Origin of the sequence: Myxococcus virescens (assembly GCF_900101905.1) — a bacterium.
Taxonomy (GTDB): domain Bacteria; phylum Myxococcota; class Myxococcia; order Myxococcales; family Myxococcaceae; genus Myxococcus; species Myxococcus virescens.
In genome coordinates this window covers 48,027-66,894 of sequence record NZ_FNAJ01000024.1, presented here as the reverse complement: position 1 = coordinate 66,894, position 18,868 = coordinate 48,027, and the positions used below count along the sequence as shown (strand labels likewise).

The following is an 18,868-nucleotide window of genomic DNA, read 5'->3' as shown; positions in this document are numbered from 1 at the left end:
TGGTCGTGAGGCTTACTTTCCCCATTCTCTTGCATGCCCCCTCAAGGGGAGTAAGGGACTCGGGGCCAAGGCCGAGGCTCGAGTGCTTTTGGCACTCGCCTGGAAGACTCACACTGCGCACAGCGAGACTTCGCTCAGCAATGAATTGAAACTTACCCTTTGTATGCATTGTCGCTTGTTTTCCGGTGGCTATGTCGGAGGGGTCCCACCCGTTCCCATCCCGAACACGGAAGTTAAGCCCTCCAGAGCCGATGGTACTTCGCGGGAAACCGCGCGGGAGAGTAGGTCGCTGCCGGATTCTTTTTGAGAAACCCCCGGTGTCCCTCGTGGACACCGGGGGTTTTCTGATTTGGCCGTGTGGGGTTTCCGCGCATCACCGCGGGCGCTGGGCCTGGCGCCGCATGCGCAGCCGGCGCACGCCCCCACCGCCAGCAGGGCCGCCGTCGTGGCCAGCACCAGCAGGTGCTCGGCTCGCGCTGCCCCTTTGGCCACCGCGTTCGACTCGTTGATCGAGCCGGTGCAAGGGCGTGGCATCGGCGATATTCGACGTCACCACGTGCGCCAGGAAGCCGGGGCCGTACTCGCCCCGGTCCACCACCCTCGCCGGAGGCGGGGCGGTGACGACGCCCCGGCTGCACGCGCACGCCAGGACTTCCTGCACGTGTACCTGCCGCTCGAAGCGCGGAAGAATGTACTCGTACACCTCGCTGGTGCGGCCCCGGCACAGCGGCCTCAAGTCCTCGATGTCGCACGCAGGGCCGTGGCGCTCCTCGACTGGGACGGCGTGGCGAATCTCCCGCGCCGGGGCCTCCTCGGCCTTCCGGGCCGCCCTCTGCTCGCACTTCTTCTTCGCTGACTCGTCCCGCGCCGCCTTCGACTCATTCTCGGACGCGGCCCCTCGCACCTCGGCGGCCGCCGTCGGCAGCTTCTCTGCCCTGCGGCCAAAGACGTGGCGCTTGAGCGTCGCCATCTTCGCCTCGAGAGTCACCGGGCCGGAGGATATTCGAGAGGGATGAGCGGCTCTTGGCAGATACGTCTCCGTGCCGCTTCAATCGCGTGAGCCGGTGAACTCCGGCAGCAGGAACTCGTCCGCGGCGGGCGCCTTCTCGATGAGGTCCAACTCCACGAGCTGCTGGGACAACTGCTCCCACCGCTGGCGGTTCATCGTGCCCAGTCCTCGCGCCCGCGTCTCCTCCGTCTCGATGAGCGGCTTCTGCGCCTCGGCCCCCTCCGCGAACGTCTCCGCGTCCATCGTCGTGTTCAGCTTTCCCATCACCGCGTTGGTGGGCCCCGCGTTGTCCAGGTAGGTCCGCCACCCCTCGCGCACCGCCGCCACGAAGGACTTCACCCGCTCGGGCTGTTCCTTCCAGTACTGGCGCCGGGTGATGACCACGGCGAGGTAGGGGTTGAAGCCCTCCTCGGCCACCAGAAACACTGTTGGCGTGGCGCCCTGCCGCTTCGCGGCGATGGGCTCGGCGGTGACGAAGCACTGCTGGGCGAAGTCCTTGTCCGCCAGGAAGCGCGCGACGCCCCCGTCGTAGGGCACCACCTTCACCTTGTCGAAGCTGTACTTCTTCTTGAGGAAGGCCACGTAGGAGAGGCCCGGCTCCAGCGCCACCGTGCCCGAGGACAGCACGTCTTCGATGTTCTTCGCCCCGCGAGAGGCGTGGGCCATGATGGCGTGCGGAGATGTCTGGTACACCGCGAACAGCGGAATCACGTCCAGGCCTCGGGCTCGCGCGACGAGGAGCTCGTCGGCGCCGCTGATGCCGAACTCCACCTTGCCGGTGGCCACCATCTGCGGCACGGGGGCGCCGGCCCCGCCGCCGAGGATCTCCGCCTCGAGCCCATGGCGGGAGAAGGCCCCCGACTCCCGCGCCGCATAGAAGCCGCCGAATTCGGGCTCCGGCACCCAGTTGAGCGCGAGCCGCACCTTGGCCGGGGCGTCCGCCTTCGGCGGGGCGGTGCTGGCTCCCGTGGCGGACTGGGAGCCCTGCTTGGGCTCCTCCTTCTGGCGCGAGCAGGCGCCCGCGGCCACGAGAAGCACCGCGCAGCCCAACAGTTTCAAGAGGCGTCCGCTCACGTTCAGCTCCTTGCCAGGTGAGTCATGTTCCCTGCGCCGACGGGTGCCAGCGCCGCAGCAGCCGGGCGCCGGTGAGGCTCACCACACCGAACAACACCAGTCCCAACCCCGAAGCCGCCAGCACCGCGGCGAACAGCAGATCCGTGCGCAGCTGACGGTACGCGGACAGAACAAGGATTCCCAGCCCCGCGGAGCCCTCGGAGAAGCCGGCGACGAACTCGCCGACGATGGCGCCGATGACGGCCAGTCCCGAAGCGATGCGCAGCCCCGTGAACAGGTGTGGCATCGCCGCGGGCAACTCCAGCTTCCACAGCGTGGCGAGCCGCCGCGCGCCATAGAGGCGGAACATGTCTCGGAGCGAGGGCTCCACCGAGCGCAGCCCCGTGAGCGTGTTGGCGATGACCGGGAAGAGCGAGACGATGAAGGACGACACCGCGACGGCGCGCGGGCCCGGGCCGAACCACAGCACCAGCAGCGGGGCGATGGCCACGATGGGCACTGTCTGCAGGAAGAGGGTGTAGGGGTAGAGGGCGCGCTCCACCATCCGCGAGGAGGCGAGGAGGACGGCCACGAGCACCCCCAGGACCGCGCTCAACCCGAAGCCGACCAGGGCGGAGCGGCCCGTAGTGAGCGCCGCGCCGAGGAGCGAGGAGGCCTCCTGGGCTCCTGCGGCACCAATGGCCGAGGGCGGAGGCACCAGCCAGCGCGGAACCTCCAGCAGGCGCACCGCGCCTTCCCAGAGGGTCAGCAGGACGACGAGCGCCACCAGCGGAGGGACCGCCGCGCGAAGGGCTGCGCGGTTCACCAGCGCTCTCCTTGTTCCAGGGCCTCGTTGAGCAGGCGGGCCTCGCGGGCGAAGGACGCCTCGGTGCGCAGGGAAGCGCTGCGCTCACCGGGCAGCTCCAGCGTCCGGTCCAGCACCACGCGCGCGGGACGTCGCGACAGGACCACGGCTCGCTCGGCCAGGTAGGCGGCTTCGGAGATGGAGTGGGTGACGAAGAGCACGGTCATCCCCAGCTTGCGCCACAGCGCGCGGAGTTGATCATCCAGCCGGCCGCGCGTCAGCTCGTCCAGGGCGGCGAAGGGCTCGTCCAGCAGCAGCAGCCGGGGGCGGGTGACTAGCGCGCGTGCCAGGGACACGCGCATGCGCATGCCGCCGGACAGCTCCGCCGGAAAACGGTCGGTGGCATCACCGAGCCCCACCTGCTCGAGCACGGCACGCGCGGCGGCCTGCCGCTCCGGCTTCGACACGCCGGTCAGTTCCAGCGGCAGCGCCGCGTTGTCTAGCACCGAGCGCCAGGGCAGCAGGTGCGCGTCCTGGAAGACGTAGGCGATGGGGGCGCGCTCGCCCTGGGTTCGCTCCAGCGTCGGGGTGAAGGAGATGTGCCCGGCCTCGGCGCGGTCCAGCCCGGCCACCAGCCGCAGCAGCGTGGACTTGCCGCATCCGGAGGGACCGAGCAGCGCCACGAACGAACCGGGCGCTACGTCCAGGTCCAGCCCCGACAGCACGGCGATGGTGCCTGGGAAGGTGCGGCGCAGGCCCTCGACCTTCACACGAACGCCCCCACTTCCGGAGATGGGGGCCAGGGGAGAGAGGGGATGGAGGCCAGGAGGCGCCATGGAGGGAGTGTTTAACCGTCCAGCCCTCGGGAGGCGAGCGCGGAGTCGGGAGCAATCCTCAGCGCTCAGTCCCTCGCGTGCGCGTACTCGGCCGACTTTGGCGGCCCGCTGGGTGAGGGGACAGGCAGCCCGAATCGAGGCTGCCGCCACGGAGCTCTTCTGAGCTGGGCCCTGCCAGAGGGCTCCAGGTGACGACACGACGGCGCCTTGCCTGGCCTGTGCGCTTGCGTTGGGCCCCGGCCTTGACGGATATATGCATTGATGCGCATATGCATGTGCATGCAACTTGACGTCTTCCAGGTTCTCGCTGACCCGACGCGCCGCCGCATCGTCGAGGCCCTTCGGTACGGAGAGCAGCAGGTCAGTGACGTCGTCGAGAAGGCCGGAATCCATCAGTCAGGTGTCTCGCGGCATCTGCGCATCCTGTCGGAATCGGGCTTCGTCTCGATGCGGCCGGATGGGCAGCGTCGCCTCTACGCCTTGAAGCCGGAGCCGTTTCAGGAACTCGATGGGTGGCTCACTGGGTACCGGCAGCTGTGGGATGCGCGACTCGATCGCTTCGGAGCCGCACTCGAGAAGAAGCAGCAGCAACAACCACAACAACAGACTCGCCGAGTCGACGAGAAGGGGCAGCGGAAATGAGCAACGAGAAGGCGAAGGTCGTCATCGAGCGCACCTACCGGGCAGGAATCGAGGACATCTGGGCGCTCTGGACCACGAAAGAGGGCTTCGAGTCGTGGTGGGGACCACAGGGCTTCCGTGCCGCAGTGCACGAACTCGATGCACGCGTAGGCGGCGCCCTTCATTACGACATGATTGCCGACTCACCGGAGATGATTGCCGCGATGAAGCAGATGGGCCAGCCGACCTCTCACGCGACCCGTTCCCGCTTCACCGAGGTGGCGCCACATTCGCGGCTCGTCCTCACGAACGTCATCGACTTCCTCCCGGGGGTCGCTACCTACGAGAGCAAGATCGCCGTGGACTTCCTCCCGAGCGGCGACGGCGTTCGGATGGTGGTGATGCTGGACGCGATGCACAGCGAGGAGTTCACGAAGATGCAGCAGGAAGGCTTCACGAGCCAGCTCACGAAGCTGGACTCGCGCTTCGCCTGATTTGGACGGCGAGAAGTCCCGAAAGTTCCACTCGCTTGAGGGGAACTCGCCGAGCGCCCTCCGCTTGCTTCAAGCCTGCTGCGCCCCGGACGGGCCGTTCAGCCCCGTCCGGAGCGCCGGTGAATCACTCTGAATAGTAGCGGTCCGTGTACACGCTGAAGCCGGACTCGGCGTCGACGAAGAACGTCGCGCTGTGGTCGCTCCAGCCGTCACGCGCGTAGCCGTAGGAGCAGCCGAAGAACGAGCGGCCCTCGATCAGGGTGTTCAGGTTGGCCAGACCGGCGGCCTTCACTGCCGGATCCAACGTGCCGAAGCTCGCGGCAGCGTTGACGAACGCCTCGACATGGGCGCGGACCTCGGCGGCGTCAGCATTCGTCCCGCGGTGGTCTTGCGGATCGGACACCCGCTCCGTCCTTTCGCCGAAGCACTCCTGGACCTGGAAGTTGTAGAAATTGCCGTTCATGTTCGCCCACCAGTCGAAGTGGCGCGCCATGAACACACCACCGTGAGGCCGCGGCAGGTTGTTCACCGCGTTGATGAGCGCCTCGAACGGACGGCTCAGCGTGGCCGCGTTGCGGAGGTTGCGGAAGCTCACGTCGGCGATGCCCGTCGTGTTCGCGATAGCGTCCGCGTTCGTGAACGGGCGCTGGTTGCGCAGGTTCAGCGCACCATTCCACGCGTAGGGGAGGATGTCGTGCAGCTCGGTGGAGCTGACGCTGTTCACCAGCGACACGATGGCGGACGCGTCATCCCGCGACAGGGCCAGCCCATCCGCGATGCCGTAGCAGTCCGCGTCGATGTAGTCCTGGCTCCGGGCGCCCTGCTCGATCTGCTGCAGACGCGCCGGACCGACCAGCGCCACGGAGGAGATGTCCGCCAGGGAGACGAACTGCGAAACCGCTCGCCGGTTGACCAGGTTGTGGACGACGTTGCTGGGCAGATAGGCGTCCAGCGTGTTGAACGTCGCTTCATTGACGAACTGGAGAATGCCCTGGCACTCGGTGGCAACGTCCACGTCAGCCTCCGTCAGCAGCCCCTGCTGCTGCTCCTGGGGTTGCTGCGTGGGCGTTTCGGTTTCGCTCGGACCACAGCCAACGAGCAGACCGGCGGCGAGGAAGGCAGATCCAACATAACGACGCATCGGGGGAACTCCTGCTAGGGGGGACAACGAAGTGAGACGTATTTAATACATCAGACTCGAATGCTCCTGGCAATCCGGATTCGTGTTTGTTTCGTGTCACAAATTTGTTTCCGGGATTGTGCACTCCAGGTATGGAAATGGCCCTCTTCCCGTCGCGATAGGGTGCCCGTCTCCCTCTGAAACGACCCTGGGCGTCCCTTGCCCGATGCCGTGGTTTTTCGGCCTCCCAAGGCGTGGAGGGATGATGAGGGATTGGATGTGTCTGGTGTCTGTTTTCAACGTGACACGTCGCTTGGGGCTACAGCGGATGAGTCATTGCGTGCGCTGCCGAGGGGCGAACGAAAGGGTCGGGTGCGAGGTCTGTTTTTCGTGAATAGCCTGTGGTATGTTCTCCGCCATGGGGAACACCCGTCCGATTCGTCCTGGAGTCGCGCCTCGCCCCTCCGTGGCGCCATCCACGTCCCGCGTTCGGGATTCCGTGGCCACGCCGCCATCGGCGCCTGGGAATGCTGCTCGGCAGCCTCCGCCTTCGCGGGACCGCTTCGAGCCACCGCGTTCAGCCCCTCTGGTGAATCTCTCCGGTCAAGGTGCCGCTCCATCCGGCGGACAGCGCCAGCGGGCCCTGGAGGTCACGCGGCAGTGTCCCCCGGGGTCGGTCGGGGCGGCCATCCGGCCCTTGCTGTCGGGGGCTGTGGGGATACTGGGCACGGCGGGGCATGCCGCGGGGGCCTTGCCGGGCGCCGTGGTTCACGCCCTGCCCCTCGTGGGCCCCGTGCTTCAATCCTCTGGCGTGACGCGCCCGCTGACGCGATTGGGGCCTGCCGCGGAGGCCTATGCTCGCGAGTTCGGCGCAGGCCAGGTGGGGGACTTCTACGCGCAGCAGCGAGAGTTGCTCAGCCAGCCCGCGACCGAGGCCAACATCGCGGAGTTCGCTCGGCGCGAGACGGAGTTCTTCCAGCGCGAGCCTTCCGCCGAGGCTCGGGCTTTTGGGGCCATGTTCAGCGCGGAGGACCGTGCGGCCCTCATCGGGCTCAGCGCGCGTGTGCAACGTCAGTTCCCTTGATGAGGGGCTGGTTCAACGCTCAGCGCGTGTTCCCCTCGGGCGTGACGTCCGGGGGACGTGGCGGCGCCCAGTCCCAGGCGACCACGGCCCATTCGTCCGTCGCGTCCCGGTAGGTGTGGATCGTCTCGAAGCCGACCCGCTCGTGCGCGCGCAGGGAGCGGAGGTTCCGCACGGAAATCTCGGTGACGATGAGGTCGAACTGATCTCGGAAGTGGTCCCGGTGCTGGTGGTAGAGCCGGTCGAACAAGCCCTGTCCCCGGTGCGCCTTCTCGATGCAGATCTGCCCCATCACGTAGAAGCGGGAGTCGCGCAGCGACTTGCTTCGGAACTCGATCGAGTCGAGGAGCGCGAACATGGGCTCCAGGACGGGGGCCAGCGCGCGGGCCTCGCGCGGCATCGTCAGGGCGTAGGCCACCAGCACTCCATCGTGGCGGGCGACGATGCTGGGCGCCATGGCGTGCATCTGTTCCAGTGCCGGCAGGTCGTGCTGAACCGTGACGAAGCCCTGTGAGCGCATCTCGTCCGCGGACAGCGCCTGCTTCAGGTTCTTCTGTTGCAGCGCCAGGATGTGCTCCAACTCGTCCCGGTTCCGCACGGCGCTGACTGTGTAGGTGGGCTTCATCGACAGGAGGATATGCCGCAGCGGCGCGCCTTGCCGAAGCGACGTCGGGTGCGGGCAGGCGGGCGACAGGGTCTGCGCTTCAGTGGCGCGTAGGACAGTGGGCGGGGCTCGACGTGGCGGGCCGCGTGGGAGGAAAGGCGGGGCCATAGCAGGCGCCCTTGTGGACATACCCATCCTCGTCACAGTCCTTCAGGTTATCGACGGCCAGCTTCACCCAGCAGCCACCGTTGATGGGGACTTGGAGCTTGCGTGGGCACCGTCCTGATGCGTCTGGCCGGGTCTGCCCAGGAAAGGGCCGGGGTGGCATCTCCAGGGCGATGGTCGACCATGCAACGGGGGCCTGGATGGGAGATACCGGCGCCGCGAACACACTGTCTCCGACTGCGACCGTGCCTCCGTCCGTTGCGTCGACGGACATCGCAGCAGGCTCGGGCGCCACGGTGACCGAAGCTCCCGCGCGAGGCCGCCAGCCGAGACTCAGTACCAGGGGACCTCCAACTCCGATGATGGCCACCCATGGCCACCGGGGGCGTCGGGCCCGATGGAGGACGGAACGTTCCTTCCACTGCGCCGATGCACGGGAGTGAAGGGCACCTCCCACCATGAGGGGCACATCCGACTCCGAGCCCGCCCGTGCCACCGCGGAATCCAGAGACTCCGCCAGCTCGCGTGCGCTGCCTCGCGCATGGAGGCTTGGAGCGAGCATCCGCGACACCAACGCGCTCAACTCCGGGCAGCAGCGCCCATTCACGTCTCGCGGGGATGGGGCCTGGGCTCGCTCCGTGTGCCAGACCCTCGACTCCGCCACGTCAGGATGCGTCGACGGCGGATACCGCCCCGTGAGCATCCGGAACGCGGTGACGCCCAGCGCGAAGACGTCATCCGCTTGCCCCGGCGCATACGGCGGCGCGGAGTCACTCGCCGCGAAGCGCCATGCTTCTGGGGACCGATAGGCCGGCGTCCCTGGTGGAAACGGCGAGCTCGTCTGCGTCGCGGCGCCCACGTAGTGGCTGGAGCCGAAGTCCATGAGGAACGCCTGCCCGTCGGCCTCGCGCACCAGCACGTTGTACCCTTTGACGTCGCGGTGCAGACCCCCGGCCGCGTGAGTGGCTTCAATCGCTCGCGCCAGCCTCGCGAGCAGGGCCATCACCTGCCGCGACGTGGGGCGGTGCTCGCTGACCCAATCGTAGAGCGGCGTGCCCTCCACCCAGTCCATTGCGAGGTAGGGGTGGGGCGGTCCCTTGGCGGGCTGCCAATGCCCGCTCGCTCGCAACCGGGGAACGGCGGGGTGGTGGATGCGGGACAGCAGCTCGGCCTCGCGCGCGAAGCGTTCGTCCCGGGCATGCAGGGCCAGCTTGAGGGCCACGGTGTGCGTGCCCGTGATGTGCCGGGCCCGGTAGACGGCGCCGTAGGTGCCTCGGCCTCGCAGGTCCATGAGGCGCCACGGGCCCACCCGGGTTCCGGGTGGAAGTCGGGCCGGATTCAGGAAAGGGAGCCCCATGCAGGCAGAGGCTACTTCCTGAGTAGTCAGTTTGCACCGGAATCTGTCAGGTCAATGCGGCTCGCTGGGAAGAAGCCAAGAAGGCGCAGCGCGCGAAAAGCGACGCAACCCGTGGCCGCGGGGCGGCGGTTGCCGCGCGCCTCACTTGCCATCACCTTGACGCAATGTGCCGATGCCGGGTGGAGTGTCGGCCTGGTCTCCTTCCGGGGGAGGGCGTGTTCATGGCGAGTGTGGTGCCTGCTTACGCGGAGTGGTCCAATCTGGAGCGCCGAATCCGGGCGCTCGTTCCCGAAGCGTTCGACCCGTCTGGCCGAGTGCTCAACCTCATCGCGGGTGAATGGGGGCATCCCGGAAAGGGGAAGCCCTACTTGTCCCCGGTGGACGGTACCGTCCTGGGCCGCCTGCCCATGATTGATGCGAACACCGCGCGCGTCGCCGCGAGCGCCGCCGCCGCGGAGGCGCGGACCTGGGCCCACCAGGACCTCGATGCCCGCAAGGAGCGCGTCACCCAGTGCCTGTCCCTGCTGCGTGAGCAGCGCGAGCTGCTGGCCCTCATCCTGGCCTGGGAGATTGGCAAGCCGGTGCCGCAGGCCCGCGTCAGCGTGGACCGCTGTATCACTGGCGTGGAGTGGTACGTCTCCCAAATCGAGCCCATGGTGGAGGGCCGCCGTCCGCTGGGGCTCATCTCCAACATCGCTTCATGGAACTACCCGCTGTCGGTGCTGGTCCACGCGGTGCTGGTCCAGGTGCTCGCGGGCAACAGCGCCATCGCCAAGACGCCCACGGATGGTGGGCTCTTCTCGCTGACGCTCTGCATGGCGCTCGCGCGCCGCTGCGGGCTGCCTGTGTCGCTCATCAGTGGCTCGGGCGGACAGCTCAGTGACGCGCTGGTGCGCAATCCGGAGATCGCCTGCCTGTCCTTCGTGGGCGGCAAGGCGAACGGGCGGGACATCGCGGCCAGCCTCTATGACCGCAACAAGCGCTACATGCTGGAGATGGAAGGCGTGAATGCCTACGGCATCTGGCACTTCAGCGACTGGGACGGGCTGGCGAAGCAGCTCAAGAAGGGCTTCGAGTACGGCAAGCAGCGCTGCACCGCATACCCGCGCTTCGTCGTGGAGCGGAGCCTGATGCCGCGCTTCCTGGAGACGTACCTGCCCGTCGTCGCCGCCCTGAAGGTGGGCCACCCGCTGTTGGCGGAGACTCCGGATGGTGAGCCACCCGCGCTCGACTTCGGCCCGCTCATCAACAGCCAGAAGGTCGAGGAGCTTCACGGCCATATGAGCGAGGCGGAGGGCCGCGGCGCCGTGCCCCTCTTCGCCGGGCGGCTGGATTCGGAGCGCTTCCTGCCGGACCAGGACGTCTCCGCGTACCTGGCCCCGCACGCGCTGCTGCACGTGCCGCGCAACTGCAAGCTCTACCACGGCGAGCCCTTCGGCCCGGTGGACACGCTGGTCGTCGTGGACAGCGAGGAGGAGCTCATCGCGGAGATGAACGTGTCCAACGGCTCGCTGGTCGCCTCCATCGCCTGCGACGAGCCCGACACGTGCAAGCGCGTCTCCACCGAGCTGCGGGCCTTCAAGGTCGGCCACAACGGGCCGCGCTCGCGCGGAGACCGGGAGGAGGTCTTCGGCGGCATCGGCGGTTCGTGGAAGGGGTGCTTCGTGGGCGGCAAGTACCTGGTCCAGGCCGTCACCGAGGGCGAACCCGGCGAGCGGCTGCACGGCAACTTCCACGACTACACGCAGCTCCCCGACACGCGCTGAAGCGGGCTCATCGCTTGCTCGGGCGTCTGGCGCCGCGCACCTCGGCCGCGAACAGCTCCGCGGCGGGCGTGCGCGGCGCGCCTTTTCGCCACAGGAGCGCCGCAAGTTCGGCCCGGGGCGCAGGGGAGAGCCGCTTCACCGCCAGCCCCGCGGCGTCCGCGAGTTGTGGCTCCGGGAGCACCGTCACCGCGAGCCCCGCGCGAACGGTGGCCAGCACCGTGGCCACGGCGTTCGACTCCAACGCGACATGCGGCGCAATCCGGATGGCGGCGAACCAGGCATCCACGCGGGCTCGCACGCGCAACCCTCGGGAGAGCAGCGCGAAGGGCTCCTGGGTCAGGGGCTTCGCGCCCACGGTCTCCAGCTTCGCCAGGGGATGGCCCTTGGCGACCACCAGCGCCAGCTTGCTGTCGAAGACGGGCTCCGCCTCCAGGTCCGGTGAGCGCGCGGGGGCGTAGCCCAACCCCACGTCGAGACGGCCATCCGCCAGCCGCCGCTCCACTCGCCGCACCACGGCTTCCTCCGCGCTCAGCACCAGGCCCGGGTGTCTGCGCAGCACGGCGGCGAGCGCGGGCAGCACGACGCCTCGCATGCTGGGCGGGTAGCCCACGCGCAGGGCGCCGGTGGTGAGGCCTCGCAGCGCGCCCACGGCGACCCTGCCCGCGTCCACGTCCTCCAGCGCTCGCGAGGCGTAGGTGCGGAACAGCTCGCCCGCCTGCGTCAGGCGCACGCCGCTCCGGGCGCGCTCGAAGAGGGGCGCGCCGAGCTCCTCCTCGAGCTGGCGAATCTGCTGCGACAGCGTGGGCTGCGAGACGTGGACGCGCCTGGCGGCCCGCCCGAAGTGCAGGGTGTCCGCGACGGCGGAGAAGTAGCGGAGGTGGCGCAGTTCCATGGCGTCATCATAGGCATTGCCTATCGAGGCCATGGGAACAAACGAATGTACCAATCATGGCCCGCGCGTAAGTGTTCTCCCATCGCGAGGTCGTGAAGGAGGCACCCGATGAAGGCGGCAGACCTGTTCGTCAAAGCGTTGGAAGCGGAGGGCGTGCGCAGCGTCTTCGGGCTTCCGGGAGAGGAGAACCTGGACGTCATCGAGGCCATGCGGGCCGCGGGCATGCGGCTGGTGCTCACCCGTCATGAGCAGGCCGCGGGCTTCATGGCGGCCACGTATGGGCGGCTCACCGGCCGCGCGGGCGTCGTCCTGTCGACGCTGGGGCCCGGGGCGACCAACCTCGTCACGGCCGCCGCCTACGCGCAGCTCGGCGCCATGCCCATGGTGATGGTCACCGGGCAGAAGCCCATCCGGGCTGGCAAGCAGGGCCACTTCCAGATTGTCGACGTGGTGGGGATGATGCGCCCCCTGACGAAGCTGACGCGCACGCTCGTGTCAGCGGAGCATGTCCCTTCGGCCGTGCGTGAGGCGTTCCGCCGCGCCGAAGAGGAGCGCCCCGGCGCGACGCACCTGGAGCTGCCGGAGGACGTGGCCCGGGAGGCGACCGACGCCGTGCTGCTGGCGCCCAGCGCCCATCGCCGGCCCGTGGCGGATGAGGCGTCCATCGCGCTGGCCGTGGAGGCGATTGCGTCCGCTCGCCGGCCCTTGCTCATGATTGGCGCGGGCGCCAACCGCAAGCTCACGTCGGAGATGCTGCGCGTCTTCGTGGACAAGACGGGCATTCCCTTCTTCAGCACGCAGATGGGCAAGGGTGTCGTGGACGAGTCGCATCCCCTGTGGCTGGGCACGGCGGCGCTGTCGGAGGGGGACTTCGTCCACCGCGCCATCGAGGTCTCGGACTGCATCATCAACGTGGGCCACGACGTCATCGAGAAGCCGCCGTTCTTCATGCGCGACAGCCGCCGCACGGTGGTGCATCTCAACTTCTCTTCGGCGGCCGTGGACCCCGTGTACTTCCCGCAGCTGGAGGTGACGGGCGACATCGCGAACGCGGTGTGGCGCATCGGTGAAGGGCTGGGGCCTCGCGTGCACTGGGACTTCGGGCCCTTCGAGAAGTTCCGCGCGGGACTCGAGGCGCAGCTCGCGCACGGTGGGGATGACGACCGCTTCCCCATCTACCCCGCGCGGCTCGTCGCCGAGCTGCGGCGCGCGCTGCCGGACGACGGCATCGTGTGCCTGGACAACGGCATGTACAAGCTGTGGTTCGCTCGCTACTACCGCACGCGCCGGCCCAACACGCTGCTGCTCGACAACGCGCTGGCGACGATGGGGGCAGGGTTGCCGTCGGCCATCGCGGCGAAGCTGGTGCATCCCCGCCGCAAGGTGGTGGCGGTCTGCGGAGACGGTGGGTTCATGATGAACTCGCAGGAGCTGGAGACGGCCGTCCGGCTGGGCCTGGACCTGACGGTGGTCGTCGTGCGCGACGACGGCTACGGGATGATTCGCTGGAAGCAGGGGGAGATGGGCCTGCCGGACTTCGGCATGGCGCTGGGGAACCCGGACTTCGTTCGCTACGCGGAGGCGTATGGGGCCCATGGCCACCGGCCGACCAGCGCGACGGAGTTCGGCGCGACGCTGGCTCGCTGCCTGGCGTCGAGCGGCGTCCACGTCATCGACGTGCCCATCGACTACTCGGACAACGCACGGGCGCTCGGCGCGGGCGCGGAGGAACTCGCCGCGCTCTGAGGGGGACGGCGGTTCGCGAACACTGGAGGAACACCATGCTGGCTGAACGTTATCCGTACTACCTGGCCAACCGGCCCCGGCAGCCCAACGCGGCGCTGGCCGTCACCCACAAGTACTCGGGTGAGGTCGTGACGCACGTCGCGGTCGCGGACGCCGCGGCTGTCGAGGAAGCCATCGCCGCCGCCGTGCGCGCCGCCGAGCCCATGCGAAAGCTGGCGCCGTACGCGCGGCAGGCGGTGCTCGAACACTGCGTGCGCCGCTTCCGCGAACGCGCGGAGGAGCTGGCCCTGGCGCTCTGCATCGAAGCAGGCAAGCCGCTGCGCGACGCGCGGGGAGAGGTGGACCGGCTCATCGACACCTTCAAGGCCGCCGCCGAGGAGGCCGTGCGCGGCGGGGGCGAGGTGCTGAACCTGGAGGTGTCGAAGCGCGCCGCGGGCTACCGGGGCTTCACCCAGCGCGTGCCGGTGGGGCCGTGCTCGTTCATCACCCCGTTCAACTTCCCGCTCAACCTGGTGGCGCACAAGGTGGCGCCGGCCATCGCCGCGGGCTGCCCGTTCATCCTCAAGCCTTCGGACCGCACGCCGGTGAGCGCGCTCATCATGGCGGAGGTCCTGGCGGAGACGGAGCTGCCCGAGGGGGCATTCTCCGTGCTGCCCGTGCGGCTGGACGACATCGGGCCGCTCATCGAGGACGACCGGCTGAAGCTGCTCTCGTTCACGGGCTCGGAGAAGGTGGGCTGGGAGCTGAAGGCGCGGGCGGGCCGGAAGAAGGTGGTGCTGGAGCTGGGCGGCAACGCGGCGTGCGTGGTGGACGAGGCGCCGGGCGCGCCGCTGGACTTCATCGCGGACCGGGTGGCGCAGGGGGCCTTCTTCCAGGCGGGGCAGAGCTGCATCTCGGTGCAGCGCGTGCTGGTCCATGCGTCGCTGTACGACGCGCTTCGCGAGAAGCTCGTTGAACGAGCGAAGGCGCTGCGGCCGGGCAATCCGTCGGACGAGGCCACGACGCTGGGGCCCATGATTGATGAGCCCGCGGCGCGGCGCCTGGAGGGCTGGATTCAGCAGGCCGTACAGCGTGGAGCGCGGGTCCTCACGGGGGGCGGACGGCGGGGCTCGGTGCTCGATGCCACGGTGCTGGAGGCGGTGCCCGCCGATGCGGCGCTGAGTACAGAGGAGGCCTTCGGCCCGGTCGTCCTGCTCCAGTCCTTTGACCGCTTCGACGAAGCACTGGCCCAGGTGAACAGCGGGCGCTTCGGGCTCCAGGCGGGCCTCTTCACGCAGGACCTGTCGCGGGCGATGAAGGCCTGGGACGAACTGGAGGTGGGCGGTGTCGTCGTGGGCGACGTGCCGAGCTTCCGCGTCGACACCATGCCCTACGGGGGCGTGAAGGGCTCGGGCATCGGCCGCGAGGGCGTGAAGTACGCCATCGAGGACATGACGGAGCTTCGGCTGCTGGTGCTGCGTCAGGCGTGAGCGCTCGGAGGCGCTCCCTTCAAAAAGGACGAAGCAGTCGCGTGCGAAGGGGCATGCACCCACTTCAGTGAGATGAGTCGACGGGCCAAGGACCCCACGGAGACCGTGGGGCCACGGGCGCCACGTCGAGTTTCAGACTCGGTGACGACCTTACGTGCAGCCTTCTTCGGAGCGCTGCTTCGTGAAGTTGAAACCACCCACGGGGGGAACGTCTTCCCCGCGCGCGCTCAGCTTCGGGGCGTGAGCAGCACCGCGCCCGACGCAGGCATTGCCACCTCGAGCCGCGTCCCCTCGGCGCGGATGGGGACATCTCGTTCGCCCAGCAGGTCCTTCAGGGACGCATGCCTGGACAGGCTTGCGTAGGCCTGGGGGAGGGACAGGCGCAGCGTCCTGGCGGGCCCGAAGTTCAGCACGACGAGCACGGGCTCGCTCGCCCCGTCCTGATGGCGCAGGTAGGCCATCGCGGAGGGGTTGTCCTTCACGGGGACCGGCACCCAGGCGCCACCAGCGAGCGCGGGGTGCGTGTCCCGCAGGTCGATGAGCTTCCGGTAGTGCTCCCGCAGGCCGTGTGGGTCCTCATCCCAGGAGAGGGGCGGTGGCTCCTGGTAGGGCTCGTACTCGGCGCCCACCTCGTCGCCCGTGTAGACGATGGGGATGCCGGGCAGGGTGAGGAGCAGCGCGGCGGCCACCCGCGTCGAGCCGGGGCCATGGCGGCCGATGAAGCGCTTCGCCGTGTCGTTGTTGTTGAGGAAGCGGGCCACGCGGTCCTCGGGCGTCTGCCCGCCCCTCAGGGCCGCGTACAGCTTCGGAGCCACCTGCTGGCGGTCCTCGAAGACGCCCTCCCAGGCCCAGTGGCCCAGCGAGGCGCTCCAGTCATACGCCGCATTGAAGCCGTTGCGCACGAAGTACGGGTCATGCGCGCTCGCCTCCGCGAGCAGGTACACGTCTGGCTTCTCCTTCCGCAGCGCCGTGGACACGTCGCACCAGAAGCCAGGGCGCCGCTCCTTCACGCCCCAGGCCACGTCCACGCGGAAGCCATCCACGTCGAACTCGCGGACCCAATACTGGAAGGCCCGGTGCACCATCGCGGTGACCTTCGGGTTGTCGTAGTTGAGGTTCGGCAGGTGCTTCCAGTCGAAGTAGTGCGTCGGCTGCCCCTGGGCGTCGCGGTCGTAGTAGCCGTAGTACGGCGACTGCTTGCCCTTCGCGAGCACGTCCCGGAAGTAGGGGTGCGCGTTCGACGTGTGGTTGGGCACGAAGTCCATCATCACCTTCATGCCGCGCGCGTGCGCCTGGTCGATGAGTTCCTTGAAGTCGGCCTTCGTGCCGTAGTCAGGGCGGACGTCGAAGTAGTCGGTGACGGCGTAGCCGAAGTCCCCCGGGTCCGTCGTCGTGTTCACCGGTGACAGCCAGAGCACGTCGATGCCCAGGTCTCGCAGGTAGTCCAGCTTCGCGGTGACGGCCTTGAAGGGCTGCTCCCCGAAGAGGGGCGGGACGACGCCGTACACGACGGCGCCTCGAATCCAGTCCGGGTCCTGTACGGGGCCGCAGGTTCGGGCCTCGGCACTCGCTTGAGGCGGGGCGGTGTTCCGAGCAGCTTCCGCGGGCATGCCCACGAGGGAGAGGAGGCTCAGCGAGAGCAGGGCGGCCAGGCGGCGGGAGAGGGCGTTGAGCATGGGGTGTCAGGGGCCGGACATCGGCGTTGGGCCGGAACGCGGCGCCGCCTCCAGATTCTTCCTTCGCGTCGGCCTGTGGCGGGGGGACGGCTGCTGGCGATATGAGACACTGCGCAAGCCACCGCACCCATGGACGAGAAGCGCTACCCCATCCCGGCCGGGCTCCACCGGGTGGAGCAGGACATCCAAAAGAGCCGCTTCATCACCACGGCCGCCCATGCGCCCACCGTGGAGGAGGCGAAGGCCTTCATCGCCCGCGTCCGCGAGGAGTTCGCCGACGCCACCCACAACTGCTGGGCCTTCGTCGTCGGGCCTCCGGGCTCCACCGCCCAGGTGGGCATGAGCGACGACGGCGAGCCCCATGGGACGGCCGGCCGGCCCATGCTCACCGCCCTGCTCCACGGGGGCGTGGGCGACGTGGCCATGGTCGTCACCCGGTACTTCGGCGGAACGCTGCTGGGGAAGGGCGGGCTGGTGCGCGCCTATACCGCTGGCGTCCAGCAGGCGCTCGAAAGCCTCCCCACCACGGAGCGTGTGCGCAAGACGCGACTGGCCGTCGAGGTGGAGTACACCCACGTCGATGGGCTGCGCCGCCTGCTGCCGTCCTACGAGGTGCAGGTGCTGGCGGAGGAGTATTCGGCCACCGTGGGGTACCGGCTGGAGCTGCCCGTCACCCAGGTGGAGGCCCTGCGGACCGCGTTGAACGACCTGACATTGGGACAGGTGCTCGTCGAGCCGCTCGATTCGGACGATTGACCCTGGGCCACGGAGGGGAGAGCCTGCGGCCCGATGAGCGCTGGACCTGACCTCTTCTCCGCCTCTGTCGACGTGAATCGCTTCGCGCCCCTGGCGGAGCGGATGCGGCCTCGCACGCCTGACGAGTTCATCGGCCAGTCCCACCTGCTGGGCCCGGGCCGTCCGCTGCGCCAGCTCATCGAGCGCAAGGCCATCGTGTCCTCCCTCTTCTGGGGGCCTCCAGGCGTGGGCAAGACGACGCTCGCGCGGATGATGGCCACCGGTGTGGACGCGGAGTTCGTCATTCTCTCCGCCGTGTCGGATGGCATCCCCCGCATCCGCGAGGTGGTGGCCGAGGCCGAGCGCCTGCGCAACCAGTACAGCCGCCGCACCGTCCTCTTCGTCGACGAAATCCACCGCTGGGCGAAGAACGTGCAGGAGCAGGCGCTGCCCCACGTGGAGAGCGGCCTCTTCGTCCTCCTGGGCGCCACCACGGAGAACGTCAGCTTCGAGGTCCGCCCCGCGCTCGTCAGCCGGTGCCGCGTGTTCCAGCTCAAGGAGCTCACCGTCGCGGACATCCAGTCGGCGCTGACGCGGGCGCTCGGTGACTCGAAGCGGGGCTTGGGCGCGCGCAACCTGACGGTGGGGGAGGAGGCGCTGACGCTGCTGGCGAAGGGCGGCGTGGGCGACGTGCGCAAGGCGCTGGGCGCGCTGGAGCTGGCGGCCAGCCTCACCGCGGACGGCGCGGAGATTACGCCCGAGACGGCGCGCGAGGCGGTGGGCACCAGCCTGTCCCGCCACGACAAGGACGGCGACCAGCACTACGACTTGTTGAGCGCGCTGCAGAAGTCGTGCAGGGGCTCCAACGTCCAGGGCGCCGTCTTCTGGGCGGCGAAGCTGCTCCAGACGGGCGACGTGGCGTCACTGTGGCGACGGCTCAAGGTGATTGCCGTGGAGGACGTGGGCATGGCGATGCCGGAGGCCATCAGCATCGTGCGCGACTGCGAGGAGGCCTTCCACGCCATGGGCATGCCGGAGGGGCGCATCTGCGTGGCGCACGCCGTCGTCCTGCTGGCCACGGCGAAGAAGAGCAACCGTGCCTATGCGGCGCTGGACGCGGCGATGGCGGCGCTCCAGGAGCACCCCAACGCGGAGCCTCCGCTCCACATCCGCAACGCGCCCACCGAGCTGATGAAGGAGCTGGGGCACGGCAAGGGCTACCAGACGCCCTGGAACTTCAAGGACCACTACGTGCCCGGGCAGACGTACCTGCCCGCCCCGCTGGAGCGTTCCGTCTTCTATCGCCCGAGCAAGGAAGGCTACGAGGCGGAGATTCATGAGCGCATGAGCCACTGGTGGCGCGAGGACAAGGCGTCCCGAGGCGAGTAGTGCAGGCAGCCCCCGCGGGCCGGATTCTGCCGTCCGGTGTGCAATGGTCC

17 protein-coding genes and 1 rRNA gene are annotated in these 18,868 nt (G+C 68.9%); 9 read left to right on the top strand and 9 right to left on the bottom strand.

The genetic code is table 11. The annotated features are described in order from the left end of the window. Positions 1–181: 181 nt before the first annotated feature. Positions 182–298, top strand: a 5S ribosomal RNA gene (gene rrf / locus BLU09_RS35595). 75 nt (positions 299–373) lie between these two features. On the opposite strand, the gene BLU09_RS39660 is transcribed toward rrf, so the two are convergent. From BLU09_RS39660 to BLU09_RS35570, 4 genes are all read right to left on the bottom strand, one after another. Continuing rightward, positions 374–970, bottom strand: a complete 597-nt coding sequence (locus BLU09_RS39660) for a hypothetical protein (protein ID WP_244172316.1) — start codon at positions 968–970, stop codon at positions 374–376. A gap of 78 nt (positions 971–1,048) precedes the next feature. Continuing rightward, positions 1,049–2,083: an ABC transporter substrate-binding protein gene (locus BLU09_RS35580; protein ID WP_090495599.1), complete on the bottom strand. Its 1,035-nt coding sequence runs from the start codon at positions 2,081–2,083 to the stop codon at positions 1,049–1,051. Between the two features lie 22 nt (positions 2,084–2,105). Continuing rightward, positions 2,106–2,888 carry an ABC transporter permease gene (locus tag BLU09_RS35575; RefSeq protein ID WP_090495598.1) on the bottom strand — a complete coding sequence of 261 codons (783 nt, stop codon included), beginning with the start codon at positions 2,886–2,888 and terminating at the stop codon, positions 2,106–2,108. Further along, a complete protein-coding gene (locus BLU09_RS35570) occupies positions 2,885–3,637 on the bottom strand; it encodes an ABC transporter ATP-binding protein (RefSeq protein ID WP_090495597.1) in 753 nt (250 codons plus the stop codon). Before BLU09_RS35570 ends, BLU09_RS35575 begins: the two co-directional genes overlap by 4 nt. Before the next feature lie 327 nt (positions 3,638–3,964). On the opposite strand from BLU09_RS35570, the gene BLU09_RS35565 reads away from it, so the two are divergent. Both BLU09_RS35565 and BLU09_RS35560 read left to right on the top strand, forming a co-directional pair. After that, positions 3,965–4,345 (top strand): ArsR/SmtB family transcription factor, encoded by a 381-nt coding sequence (locus BLU09_RS35565; protein WP_090495596.1) that lies wholly within the window; start codon positions 3,965–3,967, stop codon positions 4,343–4,345. After that, entirely contained in the window at positions 4,342–4,818 is a 477-nt protein-coding gene (locus tag BLU09_RS35560) for an SRPBCC family protein (RefSeq protein ID WP_090495595.1), read from the top strand. The genes BLU09_RS35565 and BLU09_RS35560 overlap by 4 nt, the downstream gene beginning before the upstream one ends. A 124-nt stretch (positions 4,819–4,942) precedes the next feature. On the opposite strand, the gene BLU09_RS35555 is transcribed toward BLU09_RS35560, so the two are convergent. After that, a complete protein-coding gene (locus tag BLU09_RS35555) occupies positions 4,943–5,959 on the bottom strand; it encodes a hypothetical protein (RefSeq protein ID WP_090495594.1) in 1,017 nt (338 codons plus the stop codon). A gap of 772 nt (positions 5,960–6,731) precedes the next feature. Here BLU09_RS35555 and BLU09_RS35550 point away from each other — a divergent pair. Then, on the top strand, positions 6,732–7,022 hold the full coding sequence (locus BLU09_RS35550; protein ID WP_244172315.1) for a hypothetical protein: 291 nt from the start codon (positions 6,732–6,734) through the stop codon (positions 7,020–7,022). Between the two features lie 19 nt (positions 7,023–7,041). Here BLU09_RS35550 and BLU09_RS35545 read toward each other — a convergent pair whose 3' ends face one another. Together BLU09_RS35545 and BLU09_RS35540 are read right to left on the bottom strand one after the other, a co-directional pair. After that, positions 7,042–7,644, bottom strand: coding sequence for a GNAT family N-acetyltransferase (locus BLU09_RS35545; RefSeq protein ID WP_090495593.1), 603 nt, complete (start codon positions 7,642–7,644; stop codon positions 7,042–7,044). 79 nt (positions 7,645–7,723) lie between these two features. Beyond that, complete coding sequence (locus BLU09_RS35540) at positions 7,724–9,079, bottom strand: serine/threonine-protein kinase (protein ID WP_090495592.1); 1,356 nt, start codon at positions 9,077–9,079, stop codon at positions 7,724–7,726. A gap of 287 nt (positions 9,080–9,366) precedes the next feature. Here BLU09_RS35540 and BLU09_RS35535 point away from each other — a divergent pair, with 287 nt between their 5' ends. Beyond that, a complete protein-coding gene (locus tag BLU09_RS35535) occupies positions 9,367–10,911 on the top strand; it encodes an aldehyde dehydrogenase family protein (RefSeq protein ID WP_090495601.1) in 1,545 nt (514 codons plus the stop codon). 7 nt (positions 10,912–10,918) lie between these two features. Here the strand turns inward: BLU09_RS35535 and BLU09_RS35530 are convergent, their stop codons facing one another. Continuing rightward, a complete protein-coding gene (locus tag BLU09_RS35530) occupies positions 10,919–11,803 on the bottom strand; it encodes a LysR substrate-binding domain-containing protein (RefSeq protein ID WP_090495591.1) in 885 nt (294 codons plus the stop codon). A gap of 108 nt (positions 11,804–11,911) precedes the next feature. On the opposite strand from BLU09_RS35530, the gene BLU09_RS35525 reads away from it, so the two are divergent. Together BLU09_RS35525 and BLU09_RS35520 are read left to right on the top strand one after the other, a co-directional pair. Beyond that, positions 11,912–13,549 carry an acetolactate synthase large subunit gene (locus tag BLU09_RS35525; RefSeq protein ID WP_090495590.1) on the top strand — a complete coding sequence of 546 codons (1,638 nt, stop codon included), beginning with the start codon at positions 11,912–11,914 and terminating at the stop codon, positions 13,547–13,549. A 35-nt stretch (positions 13,550–13,584) separates the two neighbouring features. After that, positions 13,585–15,018, top strand: coding sequence for an aldehyde dehydrogenase family protein (locus BLU09_RS35520; RefSeq protein ID WP_090495589.1), 1,434 nt, complete (start codon positions 13,585–13,587; stop codon positions 15,016–15,018). A 227-nt stretch (positions 15,019–15,245) separates the two neighbouring features. Here BLU09_RS35520 and BLU09_RS35515 read toward each other — a convergent pair whose 3' ends face one another. Further along, positions 15,246–16,694, bottom strand: a complete 1,449-nt coding sequence (locus BLU09_RS35515) for an alpha-amylase family glycosyl hydrolase (RefSeq protein WP_090495588.1) — start codon at positions 16,692–16,694, stop codon at positions 15,246–15,248. Positions 16,695–16,823: 129 nt separating this feature from the next. Between BLU09_RS35515 and BLU09_RS35510 the strand changes: the two genes are divergently transcribed. Together BLU09_RS35510 and BLU09_RS35505 are read left to right on the top strand one after the other, a co-directional pair. Further along, positions 16,824–17,450, top strand: a complete 627-nt coding sequence (locus BLU09_RS35510; protein WP_011552906.1) for a YigZ family protein — start codon at positions 16,824–16,826, stop codon at positions 17,448–17,450. Positions 17,451–17,483: 33 nt separating this feature from the next. After that, a complete protein-coding gene (locus tag BLU09_RS35505) occupies positions 17,484–18,818 on the top strand; it encodes a replication-associated recombination protein A (protein ID WP_090495587.1) in 1,335 nt (444 codons plus the stop codon). Positions 18,819–18,868: the final 50 nt, after the last annotated feature.